General features: G+C 62.9%; 32 protein-coding genes. 30 read left to right on the forward strand and 2 right to left on the reverse strand.

The window, feature by feature from the left end:
* Window positions 1-106 precede the first annotated feature (106 nt).
* From rpsJ to RXV90_RS23180, 4 genes are read left to right on the forward strand one after another with little or no spacing between them, the layout of a single operon-like run.
* The gene (rpsJ, locus tag RXV90_RS23165) at window positions 107-415 is read left to right on the forward strand and encodes a 30S ribosomal protein S10 (protein WP_316652423.1); all 309 of its coding nucleotides are present in this window, start codon (window positions 107-109) and stop codon (window positions 413-415) included.
* Window positions 416-428: 13 nt separating this feature from the next.
* Window positions 429-1,307 (forward strand): 50S ribosomal protein L3, encoded by an 879-nt coding sequence (gene rplC, locus RXV90_RS23170; RefSeq protein ID WP_316652311.1) that lies wholly within the window; start codon window positions 429-431, stop codon window positions 1,305-1,307.
* Window positions 1,304-1,924 (forward strand): 50S ribosomal protein L4, encoded by a 621-nt coding sequence (gene rplD, locus RXV90_RS23175; RefSeq protein ID WP_316652313.1) that lies wholly within the window; start codon window positions 1,304-1,306, stop codon window positions 1,922-1,924. Before rplC ends, rplD begins: the two co-directional genes overlap by 4 nt.
* The gene (locus RXV90_RS23180; protein WP_316652315.1) at window positions 1,921-2,217 is read left to right on the forward strand and encodes a 50S ribosomal protein L23; all 297 of its coding nucleotides are present in this window, start codon (window positions 1,921-1,923) and stop codon (window positions 2,215-2,217) included. Before rplD ends, RXV90_RS23180 begins: the two co-directional genes overlap by 4 nt.
* An 80-nt stretch (window positions 2,218-2,297) precedes the next feature.
* Here RXV90_RS23180 and RXV90_RS23185 read toward each other — a convergent pair whose 3' ends face one another.
* Complete coding sequence (locus RXV90_RS23185) at window positions 2,298-2,651, reverse strand: hypothetical protein (RefSeq protein ID WP_316652317.1); 354 nt, start codon at window positions 2,649-2,651, stop codon at window positions 2,298-2,300.
* Between the two features lie 443 nt (window positions 2,652-3,094).
* Between RXV90_RS23185 and rplB the strand changes: the two genes are divergently transcribed.
* The 24 genes from rplB (at window position 3,095) to RXV90_RS23300 (ending at window position 17,026) form a co-directional block, all read left to right on the forward strand.
* Window positions 3,095-3,937, forward strand: a complete 843-nt coding sequence (rplB, locus tag RXV90_RS23190) for a 50S ribosomal protein L2 (protein ID WP_316652319.1) — start codon at window positions 3,095-3,097, stop codon at window positions 3,935-3,937.
* A gap of 3 nt (window positions 3,938-3,940) precedes the next feature.
* Entirely contained in the window at window positions 3,941-4,219 is a 279-nt protein-coding gene (rpsS, locus tag RXV90_RS23195) for a 30S ribosomal protein S19 (RefSeq protein ID WP_316652321.1), read from the forward strand.
* A 3-nt stretch (window positions 4,220-4,222) separates the two neighbouring features.
* Window positions 4,223-4,603, forward strand: coding sequence for a 50S ribosomal protein L22 (gene rplV / locus RXV90_RS23200; RefSeq protein WP_316652322.1), 381 nt, complete (start codon window positions 4,223-4,225; stop codon window positions 4,601-4,603).
* Window positions 4,603-5,319 carry a 30S ribosomal protein S3 gene (gene rpsC / locus RXV90_RS23205; RefSeq protein WP_316652323.1) on the forward strand — a complete coding sequence of 239 codons (717 nt, stop codon included), beginning with the start codon at window positions 4,603-4,605 and terminating at the stop codon, window positions 5,317-5,319. The genes rplV and rpsC overlap by 1 nt, the downstream gene beginning before the upstream one ends.
* A gap of 12 nt (window positions 5,320-5,331) precedes the next feature.
* Entirely contained in the window at window positions 5,332-5,745 is a 414-nt protein-coding gene (rplP, locus tag RXV90_RS23210) for a 50S ribosomal protein L16 (protein WP_316652325.1), read from the forward strand.
* Between the two features lie 272 nt (window positions 5,746-6,017).
* A complete protein-coding gene (locus tag RXV90_RS25905) occupies window positions 6,018-6,149 on the forward strand; it encodes an SEC-C metal-binding domain-containing protein (RefSeq protein WP_410482397.1) in 132 nt (43 codons plus the stop codon).
* Between the two features lie 311 nt (window positions 6,150-6,460).
* Window positions 6,461-6,772 (forward strand): hypothetical protein, encoded by a 312-nt coding sequence (locus tag RXV90_RS23215; protein WP_316652327.1) that lies wholly within the window; start codon window positions 6,461-6,463, stop codon window positions 6,770-6,772.
* Window positions 6,773-6,827: 55 nt separating this feature from the next.
* Window positions 6,828-7,448, forward strand: coding sequence for a 2OG-Fe(II) oxygenase family protein (locus RXV90_RS23220; RefSeq protein ID WP_316652329.1), 621 nt, complete (start codon window positions 6,828-6,830; stop codon window positions 7,446-7,448).
* Window positions 7,449-7,593: 145 nt separating this feature from the next.
* Window positions 7,594-7,803, forward strand: a complete 210-nt coding sequence (gene rpmC / locus RXV90_RS23225; protein WP_316652425.1) for a 50S ribosomal protein L29 — start codon at window positions 7,594-7,596, stop codon at window positions 7,801-7,803.
* Between the two features lie 4 nt (window positions 7,804-7,807).
* Window positions 7,808-8,038, forward strand: a complete 231-nt coding sequence (gene rpsQ / locus RXV90_RS23230) for a 30S ribosomal protein S17 (RefSeq protein ID WP_316652331.1) — start codon at window positions 7,808-7,810, stop codon at window positions 8,036-8,038.
* A 78-nt stretch (window positions 8,039-8,116) separates the two neighbouring features.
* Window positions 8,117-8,485: a 50S ribosomal protein L14 gene (gene rplN / locus RXV90_RS23235; protein ID WP_085793564.1), complete on the forward strand. Its 369-nt coding sequence runs from the start codon at window positions 8,117-8,119 to the stop codon at window positions 8,483-8,485.
* On the forward strand, window positions 8,485-8,790 hold the full coding sequence (gene rplX / locus RXV90_RS23240) for a 50S ribosomal protein L24 (RefSeq protein ID WP_316652335.1): 306 nt from the start codon (window positions 8,485-8,487) through the stop codon (window positions 8,788-8,790). The genes rplN and rplX overlap by 1 nt, the downstream gene beginning before the upstream one ends.
* Window positions 8,790-9,353: a 50S ribosomal protein L5 gene (rplE, locus tag RXV90_RS23245; protein WP_316652338.1), complete on the forward strand. Its 564-nt coding sequence runs from the start codon at window positions 8,790-8,792 to the stop codon at window positions 9,351-9,353. Before rplX ends, rplE begins: the two co-directional genes overlap by 1 nt.
* Before the next feature lie 12 nt (window positions 9,354-9,365).
* Entirely contained in the window at window positions 9,366-9,671 is a 306-nt protein-coding gene (gene rpsN, locus RXV90_RS23250; protein WP_316652339.1) for a 30S ribosomal protein S14, read from the forward strand.
* Between the two features lie 12 nt (window positions 9,672-9,683).
* On the forward strand, window positions 9,684-10,076 hold the full coding sequence (gene rpsH, locus RXV90_RS23255; RefSeq protein WP_316652341.1) for a 30S ribosomal protein S8: 393 nt from the start codon (window positions 9,684-9,686) through the stop codon (window positions 10,074-10,076).
* Window positions 10,077-10,088: 12 nt separating this feature from the next.
* Entirely contained in the window at window positions 10,089-10,622 is a 534-nt protein-coding gene (gene rplF / locus RXV90_RS23260; protein WP_316652343.1) for a 50S ribosomal protein L6, read from the forward strand.
* Between the two features lie 11 nt (window positions 10,623-10,633).
* Window positions 10,634-10,993: a 50S ribosomal protein L18 gene (rplR, locus tag RXV90_RS23265; RefSeq protein WP_316652344.1), complete on the forward strand. Its 360-nt coding sequence runs from the start codon at window positions 10,634-10,636 to the stop codon at window positions 10,991-10,993.
* Window positions 10,994-11,137: 144 nt separating this feature from the next.
* Window positions 11,138-11,713 (forward strand): 30S ribosomal protein S5, encoded by a 576-nt coding sequence (gene rpsE, locus RXV90_RS23270; RefSeq protein WP_316652347.1) that lies wholly within the window; start codon window positions 11,138-11,140, stop codon window positions 11,711-11,713.
* A 5-nt stretch (window positions 11,714-11,718) separates the two neighbouring features.
* Entirely contained in the window at window positions 11,719-11,907 is a 189-nt protein-coding gene (gene rpmD, locus RXV90_RS23275; protein ID WP_096806461.1) for a 50S ribosomal protein L30, read from the forward strand.
* Between the two features lie 77 nt (window positions 11,908-11,984).
* Complete coding sequence (locus tag RXV90_RS23280) at window positions 11,985-13,427, forward strand: glycosyltransferase family 39 protein (RefSeq protein WP_316652351.1); 1,443 nt, start codon at window positions 11,985-11,987, stop codon at window positions 13,425-13,427.
* A gap of 235 nt (window positions 13,428-13,662) precedes the next feature.
* Window positions 13,663-14,133, forward strand: coding sequence for a 50S ribosomal protein L15 (gene rplO, locus RXV90_RS23285; protein ID WP_316652353.1), 471 nt, complete (start codon window positions 13,663-13,665; stop codon window positions 14,131-14,133).
* A 100-nt stretch (window positions 14,134-14,233) separates the two neighbouring features.
* Window positions 14,234-15,595 carry a preprotein translocase subunit SecY gene (gene secY, locus RXV90_RS23290; protein WP_316652355.1) on the forward strand — a complete coding sequence of 454 codons (1,362 nt, stop codon included), beginning with the start codon at window positions 14,234-14,236 and terminating at the stop codon, window positions 15,593-15,595.
* Window positions 15,592-16,236, forward strand: a complete 645-nt coding sequence (locus RXV90_RS23295; protein WP_316652357.1) for an adenylate kinase — start codon at window positions 15,592-15,594, stop codon at window positions 16,234-16,236. The genes secY and RXV90_RS23295 overlap by 4 nt, the downstream gene beginning before the upstream one ends.
* Before the next feature lie 205 nt (window positions 16,237-16,441).
* Window positions 16,442-17,026, forward strand: coding sequence for a TylF/MycF/NovP-related O-methyltransferase (locus RXV90_RS23300; protein ID WP_316652359.1), 585 nt, complete (start codon window positions 16,442-16,444; stop codon window positions 17,024-17,026).
* A gap of 17 nt (window positions 17,027-17,043) precedes the next feature.
* Here RXV90_RS23300 and RXV90_RS23305 read toward each other — a convergent pair whose 3' ends face one another.
* Window positions 17,044-18,147, reverse strand: a complete 1,104-nt coding sequence (locus RXV90_RS23305) for an acyltransferase family protein (protein WP_316652361.1) — start codon at window positions 18,145-18,147, stop codon at window positions 17,044-17,046.
* Window positions 18,148-18,433: 286 nt separating this feature from the next.
* Between RXV90_RS23305 and rpsM the strand changes: the two genes are divergently transcribed.
* A complete protein-coding gene (gene rpsM, locus RXV90_RS23310; RefSeq protein ID WP_316652363.1) occupies window positions 18,434-18,802 on the forward strand; it encodes a 30S ribosomal protein S13 in 369 nt (122 codons plus the stop codon).
* A 15-nt stretch (window positions 18,803-18,817) separates the two neighbouring features.
* Entirely contained in the window at window positions 18,818-19,207 is a 390-nt protein-coding gene (gene rpsK / locus RXV90_RS23315; protein ID WP_316652365.1) for a 30S ribosomal protein S11, read from the forward strand.
* Window positions 19,208-19,240: the final 33 nt, after the last annotated feature.

Raw genomic sequence — 19,240 nt, forward strand, 5'->3', positions numbered from 1 at the left:
TAGGCCGGGCATCCGCCCGGCCCACGATAGGAAAAACGAAGTTCGACGTGGGCGCCGGATCCGATCCGGGGTTCACCTCTCAACGTGAAAGGCTCATCTCATGGCGATTGCCAGCCAGAACATCCGGATCAGGCTCAAGGCCTTCGATTACCGCGTGCTTGACGCAAGCACGCAGGAAATCGTGAACACCGCCAAGCGGACCGGCGCCACCGTGCGCGGCCCCATTCCGCTGCCGAACAACATCGAGAAGTTCACGGTTCTCCGTGGTCCGCATATCGACAAGAAATCGCGCGACCAGTTCGAGATCCGGACGCACAAGCGTCTTCTCGACATCGTCGATCCGACGCCGCAGACCGTGGACGCGCTGATGAAGCTCGACCTGGCCGCCGGTGTCGACGTCGAAATCAAGGTCTGAGGAGGTGACAGCCATGTTGCGCTCGGGCGTGATTGCAAAGAAGGTCGGGATGACCCGGATCTTCCAGGAAGACGGCAAGCAGGTGCCGGTGACGGTTCTGCAGCTCGACAAGCTGCAGGTCGTGGCGAAGCGGACCCCGGAACTTGACGGCTATTCGGCCGTTCAGCTGGGCGCCGGTTCGGCCAAGGCCAAGCGGACCTCGAAGGCCATGCGTGGCCATTTCGCCGCCGCGAAGGTTGAGCCGAAGCGGAAGATCGCGGAATTCCGGGTGGACCCGGAAAACCTGATCGAAGTGGGCGAAGAGATCACCGCGAACCACTATTTCGAAGGCCAGTACGTCGATGTGACGGGCGTTTCGATCGGTAAGGGTTTTGCCGGTGCGATGAAGCGGCACAACTTCGGCGGCCTGCGCGCGTCGCACGGTGTGTCGATCAGCCACCGCTCGCACGGCTCCACGGGCCAGTGTCAGGACCCGGGCCGCGTGTTCAAGGGCAAGAAGATGGCCGGCCACATGGGGGCCGCGCGGGTGACCACGCAGAACCTGCAGGTCGTGCGCACCGATGCCGACCGTGGCCTGATCATGGTCAAGGGCGCCGTGCCCGGATCGAAAGGTGGCTGGGTGACGCTGAAGGACGCGGTGAAGAAGCCGGTTCCGGAAAACGTGATTCTGCCCGCCGCGCTGAAATCGGATGCCGAAGCTGCCGCGAAGGCCGCCGAGGAAGCCGCAGCGGCCGCCGCCGCCGAGGCCGAGGCGGAAGCGGAACGCCTGGCCGCCGAGCAGGCCGCAGCCGAAGAGGCCGCGCTGAAGGAGGCCGAGGCCGAGATCGCCGCGGACAAGGATGCCGAGGGTGGCGACGCCCCCGAGGCCGAGAAGAAGGACGGTGAAGAATGAAATTCGACGTGATCAAGCTGGACGGCGGCAAGGCCGGTTCGGTCGATCTCGGGGACGACATCTTCGGCCTCGAGCCCCGCGCCGACATTCTGCACCGCGTCGTCCGCTGGCAGCGCAACAAGGCGCAGTCCGGCACGCACAAGGTGAAGACGCGCTCCGAGACGAGCTATTCCACCAAGAAGATCTATCGCCAGAAGGGCACCGGCGGCGCACGCCACGGCGACCGGAACGCGCCGATCTTCCGCAAGGGTGGCGTCTACAAGGGCCCGACGCCCCGGAGCCACGCGCACGACCTGACGAAGAAGTTCCGCAAGCTGGGCCTGAAGCACGCGCTTTCGGCGAAGGCGAAGGCGGGCGAGATCGTCATTCTCGACGCCGCGGAGGCGAAGGAGCCGAAGACGGGGGCGCTTGCCAAGCAGGTGCGGGACCTCGGCTGGAAGCGCGCGCTGATCATCGACGGCGCCGAGATCAACGAGAACTTCGCCCGTGCGGCGGCGAACATCGAGGGCCTCGATGTGCTGCCGAGCCAGGGCGCCAATGTCTATGACATCCTCAAGCGTGACACGCTGGTGATCACGAAGGCGGGTGTCGAAGCTCTGGAGGCTCGACTGAAATGAGTGCGAAGCCGGAACAGTACGATGTGATCCGCAAGCCGATCATCACCGAGAAGGCCACCATGGCCTCGGAAAACGGCGCGGTTGTCTTCGAAGTTGCGATGGGCTCCACCAAGCCCGAGATCAAGGATGCGGTCGAGGCGCTGTTCGGCGTCAAGGTGAAGGCCGTGAACACGACGATCTCGAAAGGCAAGGTCAAGCGGTTCCGCGGCCAGAAGGGCCGCCGGGCCGACGTGAAGAAGGCTTACGTGACGCTCGAAGAGGGCAACACGATCGACGTGACCACGGGCCTCTGAGCCCGGGCGTCATTCGGACGGGATGAGGGTGCGCCGGCTGGCGCGCCCTTTTTCGTTTTGGGCTTTGTTCGAACTGGTGGTTACTCGAGCCGGCAGCGGCCGCCGGCCCATTCGTCGTAATAGCAGGCCGTCCAGTTGATGCGGCCCGCGCCCTGGACGACGCTGATCCGGGTGGAGCGCCCTGCGGAGACCCGATCCTGGCAGGGATAGCGCTTGCCGCCCGCACCGAAGCGGCACTGGGAGTTGCCGCCATGGTAGGAGAAGACGACACCCCGGTTGCAGACGTTCTGGAGCAGGACATTGGCGCCTTCGCCGACATCGACCTTCTTGAGGCAGGCGGCCTGGGCCCCGGCGGGATGTGCCGTGAGCAGGAGAAGCGGGACGGCGAGGGAGGCGCAGGCGGCGAGAAGGGCGGGGGATCGGGAAAAGGCCATCGGACGTCGGGACACCGCTTGTTGCACTACGGGCAGAAGAGTGCCTGTGGTGGCGGAGGGGAGTCAAGGTTGGGGCGGATATCGTGATGGACGGCTGAAGGGGGCCTGCCGCCGGTGATGCGTGGAAGCGGGGTGGGGTGCCGGGCTGAAGCCCGGCCTACGGGGGGGGGCGTGAGCAGGTGGGGGGAAACCGCGCCGCGGTCGGTGGAATAGCGTGGTGCGGCAGGTTCGTTGCCATTGCCTGCGAATTTGGCGCTGTCGGCAGATCAACTCCCTTGCCACCCAATCCCCATTCCCTTATACGCCCCACACCAGCCACCCCGGATTCGTCCGGGGTGCTGATTTTTGGGCTTTGCCCATTTCTACCCGGGGACCCGGAAGGGGCCTCCTAAACAGAAAAGCCGGGTTTCCACCCGGCGCGAAGCAAACGGAAGACAGAAAGCATGGCACTCAAGTCGTACAAACCGACGACGCCTGGCCAGCGCGGGCTGGTTCTGATCGACCGTTCGGAGCTTTGGAAAGGCCGTCCGGTCAAAGCCCTCACCGAGGGTTTGACCAAGAACGGTGGCCGGAACAACACCGGACGGATCACGATGCGCCGCAAGGGCGGCGGGGCGAAGCGTCTTTATCGTATCGTCGACTTCAAGCGCACCAAGCACGACATGGAAGCGGTCGTCGCGCGCATTGAATATGACCCGAACCGGACCGCCTTCATCGCGCTCATCCAGTACCAGGATGGCGAGCAGGCCTATATTCTCGCCCCCCAGCGTCTGGCGGTGGGCGACAAGATCATTTCGGGCGAAAAGGTCGACGTGAAACCCGGCAACGCGATGCCGTTCTCGGGCATGCCGATCGGCACGATCGTCCACAACATCGAGATGAAGCCCGGCAAGGGCGGCCAGATCGCACGCGCCGCGGGCACCTATGCCCAGTTCGTCGGCCGTGATGGCGGTTATGCGCAGATCCGGCTGTCGTCGGGCGAGCTTCGCATGGTGCGCCAGGAGTGCATGGCCACGGTCGGCGCCGTGTCGAACCCCGACAACTCGAACCAGAACCTCGGCAAGGCGGGCCGCAACCGCAACCTCGGCAAGCGGCCGAGCGTGCGCGGCGTCGTCATGAACCCGATCGACCACCCGCATGGTGGCGGTGAGGGCCGGACCTCGGGTGGCCGCCACCCGGTGACGCCCTGGGGCAAGCCGACGAAGGGTGCGCGCACCCGCAACAAGAACAAGGCGTCGTCGAAGCTGATCATCCGCTCGCGTCACGCCAGGAAGAAGGGCCGCTAAGACATGGCACGCTCTGTTTGGAAAGGCCCCTTTGTCGACTCCTACGTCCTCAAAAAGGCCGAGAAGGCCCGCGAGTCGGGCCGCAACGACGTGATCAAGATCTGGTCGCGCCGCTCCACCATCCTGCCCCAGTTCGTGGGCCTCACCTTCGGCGTCTATAACGGGCAGAAGCACATTCCCGTTTCGGTGTCGGAAGACATGATCGGCCAGAAGTTCGGCGAATACAGCCCGACGCGGACCTATTACGGGCACGCCGCCGACAAGAAAGCGAAGAGGAAGTAAGCCATGGGCAAGGATAAGAATCCCCGCCGCGTGGCGGAGAACGAAGCGATGGCGAAAGCGCGCATGCTGCGCACCTCGCCCCAGAAGCTGAACCTCGTGGCTGCGATGATCCGCGGCAAGAAGGTGGACAAGGCGCTGAGCGACCTCACCTTCTCGAAGAAGCGGATCGCGGAAGACGTGAAGAAATGCCTTCAGTCGGCCATCGCGAATGCCGAGAACAACCACAACCTGGACGTGGACGAGCTGATCGTGGCCGAGGCCTGGGTCGGCAAGAACCTTGTGATGAAGCGCGGCAAGCCGCGCGCACGCGGCCGCTTCGGCCGGATCAACAAGCCGTTCTCGGAACTCACGATCAAGGTGCGTCAAGTTGAGGAGCAGGCCTGATGGGTCAGAAAGTCAATCCGATCGGCATGCGCCTTCAGGTCAACCGCACCTGGGACAGCCGCTGGTACGCGGACACGAAGGATTACGGCGATCTTCTTCTGGAAGACGTGAAAATCCGCGAGTTCATCAAGGAAGAATGCAAGCAGGCCGGTGTTTCGAAGGTGATCATCGAGCGCCCGCACAAGAAGTGCCGGGTCACGATCCACACCGCGCGCCCCGGCGTCATCATCGGCAAGAAAGGCGCGGATATCGAAGTTCTCCGCAAGAAGCTGGCCGCGATGACCGACAGCGAACTGCACCTCAACATCGTCGAGGTTCGGAAGCCCGAGCTTGACGCGCAGCTGGTGGCCGAGAGCATCGCCCAGCAGCTGGAGCGCCGGGTCAGCTTCCGCCGCGCGATGAAGCGGGCGGTGCAGAACGCGATGCGCATGGGGGCCCTCGGCATCCGTGTGAACGTGGCGGGCCGTCTGGGCGGCGCGGAAATCGCGCGGACCGAATGGTACCGCGAGGGCCGCGTGCCGCTTCACACCCTGCGCGCCGATATCGATTACGCCCTGGCCGAAGCGATGACGCCCTATGGCATCATCGGCATCAAGGTCTGGATCTTCAAAGGCGAGATCATGGAGCACGATCCCAGTGCCCGTGACCGTCGCCAGCAGGAGCTTCAGGACGGTCCGGCCCCCCGCGGTGCGGGTGGCGGCGGCCGCCGGAATTAAGGAGCAAGTAAGATGCTGCAACCAAAGCGCACGAAATTCCGGAAGATGCACAAGGGCCGGATCCGGGGCGAGGCCAAAGGCGGCTCGACCCTGAACTTCGGCACCTACGGCCTGAAAGCGGTGGAGCCCGAGCGCGTCACCGCGCGCCAGATCGAAGCCGCCCGCCGGGCCATGACGCGCCACATGAAGCGTCAGGGCCGGGTCTGGATCCGGATCTTCCCCGACACGCCGATCACCGCGAAGCCGATCGAAGTGCGGATGGGTAAAGGTAAGGGTTCCGTCGACCGTTGGGCGGCGAAGGTGAAGCCCGGCCGGATCATGTTCGAGATCGACGGCGTGGCCGACAGCGTGGCCCGCGAGGCGCTGCGCCTGGCGGCGATGAAGCTGCCGGTGAAGACACGGACGGTGGTTCGCGAGGATTGGTGACACCAATGATCGAGTGCGGCACAGGCGATTGCAACGCAATCGCCGCGGCCGGCACCCGGTGAAAGTTGAAGGGCCCCCGCCGGGTGATCGGCGGGGGCTTTCTCTTGCTTGGCCGGTGTTTCGGTTGTAATCCGACCCTCCTGCCAACCGATGGAGGGTGATATGGCCAAGCGCATCAAACCCGAAGACCGGGCATCCTTTCGAGCCGATCTCTAAGCGTCGCAAATCCTACCCGTCCGAGACCCGGGTAAAGACGGGGTACCGATTGGTGCATGGGCGATGTCGATCTCGTGGAAAAGCTTGGCAGGCGTGATCCGTGCCCCTGCGGTTCCGGAAAGATCTTCAAGCTATGCTGCCTCAAGTCCGGCAGATACGATGGGATGCACCGGGACCTCTACTTTTAGAGAACGTTGAGTTCCTGTTTCGCCCGGGCGGCCAGACCGGGCGGCGCCCGACCTTTGGGGCGGGAGGGCGCGTTGCGACGTTGGCTTTCCCGCGGAGCCTCATGCGGGTTTGAGACATAAAGCGCGCCGTTCGCTCGTCGTGCCGCGCCCTCCCAGGGTCGGGTACCACCCGGTCTGGCCGCGTCTTCGATCCCGGCCGCCAAGGCCACCGCTTTCCGTTGATGCGCCGCTGCAACGCTGTGGGATACGTGTGTTTCGGCGGGCTCGCGTCATGGTTGACCGAAACGAAGTGCGCGTGATGCAGTCCTGTCATGAGAGATATGAAACACATTGCTTTGCTTGCCCCGATCTGCGTCCTGGCCTTTGCCAATCCGGCGCTGGCGTTCAACTGGGGCTTCGTCAGGGTTCCCGACTGGATGGATCCCTGGCTTCTTCTGCTGGTCATCCTTCAGGCGCCGTTCTGGATTGTCGCTTTGCGCTACAAGCCGAGGGGTGTGAGCCTGATGCAGATGGACAAGACCGGCTTGCCCGCCTTTGCGCGGTTGTCGATCACGCTAGTGACGATCCTTTTCGCAGCGCTGATGCTGATGATCTTTATCGGGATGGGGCTGGCCCGGATGTAAGAGGCCGCGCCCACCCGGGCTAGTCGCTTTCCTGCCAGTGGTGTAGACGCAGGGCATGGCTGATTTGCGCGATCTCTTCGTCACACCGCTCTACCGTGCCCGCCTTGCCGAGCTTGGCCCGGCGATCGAGGGTGGGGAGCTTGAAGCCTCGTGCCTGTCGATCGCCGAGGATGACGAGGCGGGGCAGGACTGGTGCGAGGCCGAGGGGTATCCCGGCTATACCTCCTACGCGTCGCTGACCGATCTGCCCTGGCGGTTTCCGATCTTCGCCGCGCTCAAGGCGTGCCTGGACGAGCATGTGGCGGCCTTTGCGAAGGATCTGCAGTTCGATCTAGGCGACAAGGCGCTGAAGCTCGAGGATCTCTGGATCAACATCCTGCCGGAAGGCGGCATTCATACCGCGCATATCCACCCGCATTCGGTGATCTCTGGCACGACCTATGTGGCGATGCCGGAGGGCACGAGCGCGATCAAGTTCGAGGACCCGCGGCTTCAGATGATGATGGCCGCGCCGCCCCGCGTGAAGGAGGCGCGGGACGGTTTACGGCAGTTCGTCTATGTGCAGCCGGAGGTGGGGGACGTGCTTCTCTGGGAAAGCTGGCTTCGGCACGAGGTGCCGATGAACATGGCAGAGGAAGAGCGGATTTCGGTGAGTTTCAACTACGCCTGGGGATAGCGGCGCTTTTTCCTGAAGAAGAAGGCTTGCCAAGTGGATTTTCAGGGCCTATACGGCCCGCTCATCCACGGATCTCCGCCGGAATCAGGGTGACCCGCAGGCAACTGCATCGGGCCCTCCGGCGATTGTTGAAAGGACTATGGCGATGGACGCCAACGAATTGCGTAACAAGACGCCCGACGAGCTGCGCACGCAGCTTGCGGATCTGAAGAAAGAAAGCTTCAACCTGCGCTTCCAGCAGGCCACGAATCAGCTGGAAAACACCGCCCGCATGCGCAAGGTGCGCCGGGATACCGCGCGGGTGAAGACCATCCTGAACGAAAAAGCGGCCGCAGCCGCCCAGTCGGAGGCCTGAAGCCATGCCGAAGCGTATCCTTCAAGGCACCGTGACCAGCGACAAGAACGATCAGACCGTCACGGTTCTGGTCGAGCGCCGTTACACGCATCCGATGATGAAGAAGACCGTCCGCGCGTCGAAGAAGTACCGCGCGCACGATCCGAAGAACGAATTCAAGGTCGGCGACAGCGTCCGCATTCAGGAATGTGCGCCGATTTCGAAGACGAAACGCTGGGAGGTGGTCACCGCGTAAGCGACCCACCTTTCGGTTTGATCGAAACCCCGGGGCCAATGTCCGAACACGGCGGTCCCGGAAGTCGGGAGAAACCACATGATCCAGATGCAGACCAATCTGGATGTCGCTGACAATTCCGGTGCCCGGAAGGTTCAGTGCATCAAGGTCCTCGGCGGCTCGAAGCGGAAATATGCCTCTGTGGGCGACATCATCGTGGTGTCGGTCAAGGAAGCGATCCCGCGCGGCCGTGTGAAGAAGGGTGACGTGCGCAAGGCCGTCGTCGTCCGGACCGCCAAGGAAGTGCGCCGCGAGGACGGCACCGCGATCCGCTTCGACCGGAACGCCGCCGTGATCCTCAACAACGCGGGCGAGCCGATCGGCACCCGGATCTTCGGACCGGTGGTGCGCGAGCTTCGCGCCAAGAACTTCATGAAGATCATTTCGCTTGCGCCGGAGGTGCTCTGATGGCTGCGAAACTGAAAAAGGGCGACAAGGTCGTCGTGCTGGCCGGCCGCGACAAGGGCAAGGAGGGTGAGATCACCCAGGTGATGCCCAAGGACGGCAAGGCCATCGTGGACGGCATCAACATCGCCATCCGCCACACCCGCCAGACCCAGGCCAGCCAGGGCGGCCGCATCCCGAAAGCGATGCCGATTGACCTGTCGAACCTCGCGCTGGTCGATTCCAACGGCAAACCCACCCGCGTCGGCTTCCGCATGGAAGAGGGCAAGAAGGTGCGGTTCGCGAAGACCACGGGGGACGTGATCTGATGCTGGATTCTGCGAACTACTCCCCGCGGCTGAAGTCGCATTACGCCGAAACCGTGCGCGCCGCTCTGAAAGAAGAGTTCGGCTACAAGAACGACATGCAGATCCCGCGTCTGGACAAGATCGTTCTGAACATCGGCTGCGGTGCGGAGGCCGTGAAGGACTCCAAGAAAGCGAAATCGGCCCAGGAAGACCTGACCGCGATCGCCGGCCAGAAAGCCGTCGTCACGAAGGCGAAGAAATCGATCGCCGGTTTCCGCGTTCGCGAGGACATGCCGCTTGGCGCCAAGGTCACGCTGCGTGGCGACCGGATGTACGACTTCCTCGACCGCCTCGTCACCGTCGCGCTGCCGCGCGTGCGTGACTTCCGCGGCGTGCCGGGAACGTCGTTCGACGGCCGCGGCAACTATGCCATGGGGCTGAAGGAGCACATCGTCTTCCCCGAGATCGACTTCGACAAGGTCGACGAGGTCTGGGGCATGGACATCGTAATCACCACCACCGCGTCCACGGATGCGGAGGCCAAGGCGCTGTTGAAGCATTTCAACATGCCGTTCAACAGCTAAAGGATCAGGATCATGGCGAAGAAAGCAATGATCGAACGCGAGAAGAAGCGCCAGAAGCTGGTGGAGCAGTATGCCGCCAAGCGCGCGGCGCTGAAGGAAATCGCAAACGATGAATCGAAGCCGATGGAAGAGCGGTTCAAGGCGCGGCTGAAGCTTGCCAAGCTGCCCCGGAACTCGTCTCCCACCCGTCTTCACAACCGTTGCCAGCTGACGGGGCGTCCGCACGCCTATTACCGGAAGCTCAAGATGTCGCGGATCGCGCTTCGGGACCTCGGCTCGAGCGGCCAGGTTCCCGGCATGGTCAAGTCGAGCTGGTAAGGAGGGTATGAGATGAACGATCCTCTCGGTGATATGCTGACGCGCATCCGCAATGCGCAGATGCGTGGCAAATCCACTGTCGTGACGCCGGCGTCGAAACTGCGCGCCTGGGTTCTCGATGTGCTGGCGGACGAAGGCTATATCCGCGGCTACGAAAAGACGACCGGGGCCGATGGCCATCCGGCGATCGAGATTTCGCTGAAGTACTACGAAGGCGAGCCGGTCATTCGTGAGCTGAAGCGGGTCTCCAAGCCGGGCCGTCGCGTTTACATGGGTGTGAAGGATATTCCGCAGGTTCGCCAGGGCCTCGGTGTTTCGATCGTCTCGACGCCGAAAGGCGTCATGTCCGACCAGGCCGCGCGTTCGGCCAATGTCGGCGGCGAAGTCCTTTGCACGGTCTTCTAAGGAGGGATCCCCATGTCTCGAATTGGTAAGAAGCCGGTCGATCTGCCCTCGGGGGTCGAAGCCTCTGTCTCGGGCCAGACCGTATCGGTGAAGGGCCCCAAGGGCGCACGCGAGTTCACCGCGACCGATGACGTGTCGATCACCGTTGACGGCAACGTCATTTCGGTTGAGCCGCGCGGCAAGTCGAAGCGGGCCCGCCAGCAGTGGGGGATGTCCCGCACGATGGTGGCGAACCTCGTTCAGGGCGTGACCGAAGGTTTCAAGAAAGAGCTTGAGATCAACGGCGTCGGCTACCGGGCCCAGATGCAGGGCAACACCCTGAAGCTGAACCTCGGCCTCAGCCACGAAGTGAACTTCGAGGTGCCGCAGGGCGTCACGGTCACCTGCCCGAAGCAGACGGAAATCGTTGTCGAAGGCATCGATCAGCAGCTTGTGGGCCAGGTCGCGGCGAATATCCGCGAGTGGCGCGCGCCGGAGCCCTACAAGGGCAAGGGCATCAAGTACAAAGACGAATACATCTTCCGCAAGGAAGGTAAGAAGAAGTAAGGACCGGATAAATGGCACTTTCCAAACGGGAACTGTTCCAGAAGCGCCGCCTGCGCGTCCGGAACAAGCTTCGCAAGGTGAACGCAGGCCGCGTGCGGCTGAGCGTGCACCGTTCGAACAAGAACATCAGCGTTCAGCTGATCGACGATGTGCAGGGCGTGACCCTGGCCTCGGCCTCTTCTCTCGAGAAGGATCTGGGCATCGTCGGCAAGAACAACGTCGAAGCGGCGGCCAAGGTTGGCCAGGCGATCGCCGAGCGCGCCAAGAAGGCGGGCGTGGAGGAAGCCTATTTCGACCGCGGCGGCTTCATCTACCACGGCAAGATCAAGGCGCTTGCCGATGCAGCCCGCGAGGCGGGGCTGAAGCTTTGAGGTGAATGGTGGGGTGAAACCCCACCCTACGCCAAACGCACTGTAGGGTGGGGTTTCACCCCACCTTCGATGACCGGGGCCCGTGACGGGCACTGCGGTTGAAGATACCGGGCGGCAAGCGCCCACGATCAAAGGAGGCCTGACATGGCCAGAGAACCGAGAGGGGGCAACCGCCGCGAACGCGAGGAAGCTCCGGAATTTGCAGACCGCCTCGTGGCGATCAACCGGGTGTCGAAGACGGTGAAGGGCGGCAAGCGTTTCGGCTTCGCGGCACTCGTCGTGGTCGGCGACCAGCGTGGCCGTGTCGGCTTCGGCAAAGGCAAGGCCAAGGAAGTGCCTGAGGCGATCCGCAAGGCGACCGAGCAGGCGAAGCGGCAGATGATCCGCGTTGCGCTGCGCGAGGGCCGCACGCTGCACCACGATGTCGAGGGCCGTCATGGCGCCGGCAAGGTGGTGATGCGCACCGCGCCCGCCGGTACCGGGATCATCGCCGGTGGTCCTATGCGTGCCGTGTTCGAGATGCTGGGCGTTCAGGACGTGGTTGCCAAGTCGCTGGGTTCGCAGAACCCCTACAACATGATCCGCGCCACGATCGACGGCCTGCAGAAAGAGCAGTCGCCCCGTTCGGTCGCGCAGCGTCGCGGCAAGAAGGTGGCCGATATCCTGCCCAAGCGGGAAGACGCGCCGGAATCGTCGACCCAGGTTGCTGAGGAGGCCTGAGACCCATGGCAAAGACGATCGTCGTAAAGCAGATCGGTTCGCCGATCCGCCGCCCCGCCAAGCAGCGTCAGACGCTGATCGGCCTCGGGCTTAACAAGATGCACAAGACCCGCGAGCTTGAGGATACGCCTTCGGTGCGCGGAATGGTGAACTCGATCCCCCATCTGGTGGAGATCGTGGAGGAGCGGGGCTGAGGCCCTTCTCCCAGGAAGATCGTGACAAGCCCCGCTTCGGCGGGGCTTTTCTCTTTCGCGCGAGGCTTTCCGAGCCGGTGGATCGCATCCTCCTGGCCGGTTTCGCGCTGTGCCTCGCCGTCTTTCTTGGGTGTCTGGGATACGGGCTGGCGCTCGATTACTCGTTCTGGCTTGACGAAATGATCTCCGTATCCTTTGCGCAGGCCGGTTTCGGCGAGGCCCTGCGCCTTGCCTTTCAGGATGTGCACACCCCGCTCTATCCGGCGGTGCTTGCGCTCTGGACGAAGGGTTTCGGCACGTCGGAATTGGCGGCACGCGGTCTGTCGGCGCTGTGGGCGGGCGGGGCGCTTGCCTGCCTTCTGACGCTCCGGGGGCGGTTTCCGGATCGGCAGATCCTGATCGCGATGATCCTTCTGATCAGCCACCCGCTGTTTTTCTACTTTGCGCAGGAAGCGCGGCCCTATGCGATGCTGCTTTGCCTCAGCACGCTTTCGGTGTGCCTGCTTCTGCGCGGTTCGCCCTGGCTGCCCCTGGCAGCGGTCGCGCTGGGACTGACGCATTATTTCGGTGCGCTTCTTGCCGTCGCGCTTCTGAGCCTTTCGTGGTGGAACGGCCCGCGGGGCTGGCGGACCTGCGTTGTGCCGGGCCTCGTGTTTGCCTGCCTCGTGGCATGGCCGGTGTCGCAGTTGCTGTTCGGCCGGCTTGGAAGCCGGCTTGGAGGGGAGCACTGGATCGAGGCGGGGCCGGTGGAGTCGCTATACTTGGCAATGCGGGCGGTGGTGCCGGTGGTGGAGCGCGGCGTGTTCGCCGTCGGCCTGCCCAGAGACCTCGGCGGCTATATCCACCTTGCGTTCATCGTTCTGGGCGTGATCGGGATTGTCGGCCTGGCGATCCGGACGCCCAGAGCGCGGCTGTCGCAGCCGGCCATGGTGTTTCTGGCCTATGCGATCGTGGTTCTGGGCGCGTCGCTTCTGTCGTTTCATACGCCCGTCAGCACGGAGCGGAACTTCATCGTTCTGGTGCCGCTGGCGGCCGTTCTGGGCGCGGTGGTGTCGGGGCACCTGCTGGAGATGCGGCGCCTGAGAGGGGGCGTGGTGGCGGCGCTTATTGTCTATGTGGCGCTGTCCGTCCTGCTTGCCGGCGTCCGGGTTCTGGACAAGACCGCCCCCTATCAGGAGTGGCGTGGCCTCTTCGCAGACGCCGGCGCCGTTGCGATGGAGACGGGCGGAGCGATTTACGTCTGGATCCCGACGGATGGGCCGTCGTCGAATGGGTATTATGAGCGACCGCACCTGTTCTATGTTCCCGCTGATCTGGAGGTGCGGCCGATCTATCGGAGCGGTCTGGCGGGCTTGCGGCCCGGGGACGCCGTGGTGTTCGGCAATGTCGTCGTGACTGCTGACGGGGTCACCGCTTTCGAGGAGGCGTTGCGGGGGGCAGGGCAGGTTTTCCGGCCTTCGCGCGCGGCGCAAACCGCGTCGAGCGCCAACGGAATTGTCGTGATCCTGGGCGATGGATGACCTTCGGCCCGGTCTGCGCGGAGCCGGTGCCGCCGGTTGAGCCGGGGGATGGCTTTTCGGCGCGTGAACAAAGGCCGCAGCCCGTATCTTTCCCCGTATCTTTCATTGGCCCCTTGCCACGTTTGACTGCTTCCACTATACGCCGCCGGTGGCCAAACCGGCCCCAAATCAAACCAAGAAACGCCGTGTCCCCTCCGCATCGCTTCGGGAGGGTGTTCCGGCAAGGAGAAGCGACATGAAACTGAATGAACTCTCGGACAATCCGGGTGCCGCCAAGAAATCCAAGCGCGTGGGCCGTGGCCCCGGCTCGGGCAAGGGCAAGACCGCAGGCCGCGGTATCAAGGGCCAGAAATCCCGCTCGGGTGTGGCGATCAACGGCTATGAAGGCGGCCAGATGCCGCTTTACCAGCGGCTGCCGAAGCGCGGCTTCAACAAGCCGAACCGCAAATCCTTCGCGGTGGTGAACCTCGGCCAGATCCAGAAATTCATCGACGAGAAGAAGCTGAAGGCCGGCGAGATCGGCGAGGACGCGCTTGTCGAAGCAGGCCTCGTGCGCCGCAAGAAAGACGGTGTGCGCGTGCTGGCGAAGGGCGAAATCACCGCGAAGATCCAGCTTACCGTGACCGGCGCGTCGAAATCGGCGGTCGAGGCGGTCGAGAAAGCGGGCGGCTCGCTGACTGTCACAGTTGCGTCGGCGGCCGAATAAGAGGTTGTGGGCGCCGGACACGGCCCTTACATCCTGACAGAGTTTTCCTAGCGCCGCCGACCGGAAAACGGTTCGGCGGCGTTTGCACGAAAGAGACCACATGGCATCAGCAGCAGAGCAGATGGCGGCCAACATCAGCTGGGGCACCCTCGGGAAAGCCACGGAGCTGAGACAGCGCATCTTCTTCACGATCGGCCTTCTGATCGTCTACCGGATCGGCACCTATATTCCGGTGCCCGGGATCGACGGCAACGAGCTTCGCCAGTTCATGGAACAGGCGGCCGCGGGCCTCGGCGGCGTTCTGAACATGTTCACGGGCGGCGCGATCAGCCGGATGGGCATCTTCGCCCTCGGCATCATGCCGTACATTTCCGCGTCGATCATCGTGCAGCTTCTGGGTGCGATGCTTCCGGCCTTCCAGCAGCTGAAGAAGGAAGGCGAGCAGGGGCGGATGAAGCTGAACCAGTACACGCGCTACGGCACGGTGGTGCTGGCGACGTTCCAGGCCTACGGGCTTGCCGTTTCGCTTGAATCCGGCGGGCTTGCGACCGATCCCGGCTGGTTCTTCCGGGCTGCCGTGGTGATCACGCTCGTGGGCGGCACGATGTTCCTGATGTGGCTTGGCGAGCAGATCACCGCACGCGGCGTCGGCAACGGCATTTCGCTGATCATCTTCGTCGGCATCATCGCCGAACTTCCGCAGGCGCTGGCGCAGTTCTTCAGCCAGGGCCGTTCGGGGGCGCTGTCGCCTGCCGTGATCATCGGGGTGACGGCGATGCTTCTGGCCACGCTTGTCTTCGTGGTGTTCATGGAGCGCGCGCTTCGCAAGATCCATATCCAGTATCCGCGCCGCCAGGTGGGGATGAAGATGTATGATGGCGGGTCGAGCCACCTGCCGATCAAGGTGAACCCCGCGGGCGTCATTCCGGCGATCTTCGCGTCGTCGCTTCTTCTGCTGCCGACGACGATCGGCACGTTTTCGGGCAATACGACGAACCCGATCCTGTCGACGATCCTTGCGTATTTCGGGCCGGGCCAGCCGGCCTACCTGGTGTTCTTCACCGCGATGATCGTGTTCTTCACCTACTTCTATACCGCGAACGTGTCATTCAAGACCGAGGACGTGGCCGACAACCTGAAGAACCAGAACGGCTTTATCCCCGGTATCCGGCCGGGCCGGAAGACCGAGGAATACCTCGACTACGTCGTCAGCCGTATCCTCGTGGTGGGCTCCGCCTATCTCGCGCTGGTCTGCCTGATCCCGGAAGTCGTGCGGAGCAACCTTGCGATCACGGCCTATTTCGGCGGCACGTCCATCCTGATCATCGTGTCGGTCGGCATGGATACGGTTCAACAAATCCAGTCCCACCTCTTGGCCCATCAGTATGAAGGGCTTATTGAGAAGTCTCAGCTGCGCGGCAAACGGCGTGGCAAGACAGGGAAGGGGACAGCACGCCGATGAATATCATACTTCTCGGGCCTCCGGGTGCCGGCAAGGGCACCCAGGCCCGGAAGCTGGTGGACGAGCGGGGGATGATCCAGCTCAGCACGGGCGACATGCTGCGCGAGGCGCGGACCTCTGGCACGGAGATGGGCCTGAAGGTGGCCGGGATCATGGACCGGGGCGAACTTGTGACCGACGAGATCGTCATCGGGCTGATCGAGGAAAAGCTCGAAGGCGAGAAGGGTGGCGGGTTCATCTTCGACGGGTTCCCGCGGACGCTGGCCCAGGCCGATGCGCTGGGCGCGCTCTTGGAGCGGCATGGCGAAAACCTTGATGCCGTGATCGAGATGCGCGTGGAGGACGAGGTGCTGGTGGCGCGGATCGTCGCGCGCTCAACCTGCGGGATGTGCGGCGAAGTCTATAACGACGAGACGAAGCCGATTCCGGCGGATGGCAAGTGCACCAATTGCGGGGGCACGGAGTTCAATCGCCGCGCGGACGACAACGAGGACAGCCTGAAGACGCGGCTTCTGGCCTATTACAAGCAGACCTCGCCCCTGATCGGCTATTACTATGCCAAGGGCAATCTGAAGCCTGTGAACGGGCTTGGCGAGATTGACGAGGTGGCCGGCGAGATTGCGGCGGCGCTCGGCGGCTGACGCGGGGCTTCACGTGAAGGCATTTCTGAAACGTGTTTTGCCCGATGCACTGTTCGCTGAGTTGCGATAACTTTTTCAGTTCCGGGATCGCGGCCACGTCGCACGCTTTGTTGCCAAGGAACACGCACACGCGAGCAGGGCGCAAAAGCAGGAACTGATCCGCACATTTCGCCGGATTGACCGTCGCATAGATTGTCCGCATACGATGTCGGAGATCCTTTATTTCGTCGACGTGATCCTTGACACACCCGCCGATCGCAATGGGGCGTTCATGGAGTGCGGGGCCTTCAAGGGTGAAAGCACGGCGAAGTTTTCGATCGCCTGCAGGCTGGCCGGTCGACGGCTGATCGTTTGTGACAGCTTCGAGGGCATCCCGGAAAACGACGAATCCGATCACATGACGCTTGACGGTAAGGCCGTGGAGTTTCCGAAAGGCAGCTATATGGGCGGCCTTGAAGAAGTGGAGAAGAACATTGCCGACAATGGCGCGATCGAGGTGTGTGAGTTCGTAAAGGGATACTTCGAAGAGACCTTGCCGGAGCGCGAGGATGTTCTTGTTGGCGTTTATCTTGATGTGGATCTGGCCAGTTCCACACGGACATGCATTGGCCATCTCTGGCCGCGCCTTGTTGACGGCGGCTGGCTCATGTCGCAGGACGGGCATCTTCGCCTTGTGCTGGATGAGTTCAAGGATCCGAACCTCTGGGTCGAAACCTTGGGTGAAGAAGTTCCCCACCCGCTGGGCTTTGGCGAGGAAAAGCTGATCCGGCTGCAGAAGACGGCAAGATAGATCTAGCGATCCTGCACTCAGGATATGGCACTTTCGTTGCGTGTCTGTTCGGTCGTTTGCGCGCGACTCTCATCGCTCCTGCGACCATATCTGGTCTTCAATCGTAGGGCAGGGGCCTCGATGAGGTGCCACGAAAGGATCGCGGCGATCAGTGTGAGCGGCAACGCGAATGCCATGTTCTCAACCGGGCTCATACCGGGGAACAGAAAGCTTCCAAGCTGCTGAAACGGGAAGGCGTAAATATAGATCCCGTAGGAGTAGTCTCCGAGCCCGTTGAATCTGCGGACCCTGCCAGCGGGGACATAGGCCAGATAAAACACCGTGTATACGGTCGCCATGGAAAGTACAGTGTGGTGGAACGGCAGCGAGGTTGTGGCGAATGCGAGAGCCAGCAACGGAATGACCGCCCAACCCGAGAGCCGAATTCTGTCTCGCAGCAAATAGACGATAGAGCCCATGACAAAGGGCAGTGCGAGGAAGGCAAGAGCCATCATGCGTCCGGGAAGCCCGGCGACTTCTCCGAACTCGACAATCAGGATCGTGAAAACCGTCGCCGCCGCCAGCAGCAGAAGGCCCAGCTTTCGCGACGCAATGCCTCCGATGAGCCCCAGCGCGGCTACGCCTGCATAGCAGGTGAGCTCATGGTTCAGTGTCCAGAGCGACCCGTTGATCGCTTCGGGAAATGGGTTTTCGGTAAAGACGCCTGGCAGGGCGGGTTGCAGAAAGTAGAGTGACAGGTTGCTTGGCACATAGCTGAGGGTATCCGTGGCACCGAAATACTCCTCTAGGGAGAGGTTCGTGACTGATGTGCCAAGGATCAGCGCGGTTAGCACAAGCACAACAAGAAGGGCTGGAAAGATCCGAAGTGCGCGTGCTGCGAGCCACCTCGAAAAGCGCGAAGAGTTGTCAAAGCTTTGTGTGATCAGAAGCCCGGAAACCGCAAAGAAAGTCAGGACCGAAAGATGCCCCAGAGGCTCACCCACGATCCGCTCAAGCGGCTGGATTGCGGAGGGCCCAAGCGTGAGTGGATAGGCGTGGCTTATCAGAACGCCCGTGGCCGCCAGAAAACGGATCAGGTTAAAGTTGTTGTCGCGGCCCTGAATGGCCTCTGAAATAAGCAATTCACCTGCTCCTTGCGCCCTGGGGCACATAACATATGAAGGTACGGGCAAGAGGATGTCTACAAGATGGCAAGGGGTGGAAGAAAAGCCCTTGACAGAGGGTTGACGCTCCGCCCTCGACCCCTTAGATCACGCCATCTCTGCAGGAGAATCGTCTGACGCACCGGGTCGCGCCCGGTTCAAAAAGACACCCCGAATAGATTGAAAGCCCGTGGCCCTACGCCTCGGGCTTCAGTTGTGAAAAAAGGGCCTGGGACTACGGGCTCGCAACGAAAGGAAAAGCCACGTGGCACGTATCGCCGGCGTCAACATCCCGACCGCTAAGCGCGTTCCGATCGCGCTCACCTACATCACCGGAATCGGCCATTCGTCGGCCAAGGCCATCTGCGAGGCCGTGAACATCGACGCTACGCGCCGGGTGAACGAACTTTCCGACGCCGAAGTGCTCGCTATCCGCGAACACATCGACGCCAACTATTCGGTCGAGGGCGACCTGCGCCGCGATGTTCAGATGAACATCAAGCGGCTGATGGACCTCGGCTGCTATCGCGGCCTCCGGCATCGCCGGAACCTCCCGGTGCGCGGCCAGCGCACCCACACCAACGCGCGCACCCGCAAGGGCCCCGCGAAGCCGATCGCCGGCAAGAAGAAGTAAGGGAGGGCGTTAGATATGGCACGCGATACCCGTCGTGGGAAGAAGAAGGTTTCGAAGAACATCGCCGCTGGCGTGGCGCATGTGAATTCGTCGTTCAACAACACCAAGATCCTGATCTCGGACGTGCAGGGCAATGCGATTGCCTGGTCGTCGGCCGGCACCATGGGCTTCAAGGGCTCGCGGAAGTCGACGCCCTATGCCGCCCAGATGGCCGCGGAAGACGCGGGCCGGAAGGCGCAGGAGCACGGCGTGCGCACCCTCGAAGTCGAGGTGCAGGGCCCCGGGTCCGGCCGTGAGAGCGCATTGCGCGCCCTGGCCGCCGTCGGCTTCAACATCACGTCGATCCGCGACGTGACGCCGATTGCGCATAACGGCTGCCGTCCGCCGAAGCGCCGCCGCGTCTGATCGGGCATCGTCTGTACCGGGCGGCTGACAGGT

This window comes from Ovoidimarina sediminis (genome assembly GCF_032586175.1).
Classification (GTDB): domain Bacteria; phylum Pseudomonadota; class Alphaproteobacteria; order Rhodobacterales; family Rhodobacteraceae; genus Ovoidimarina; species Ovoidimarina sediminis.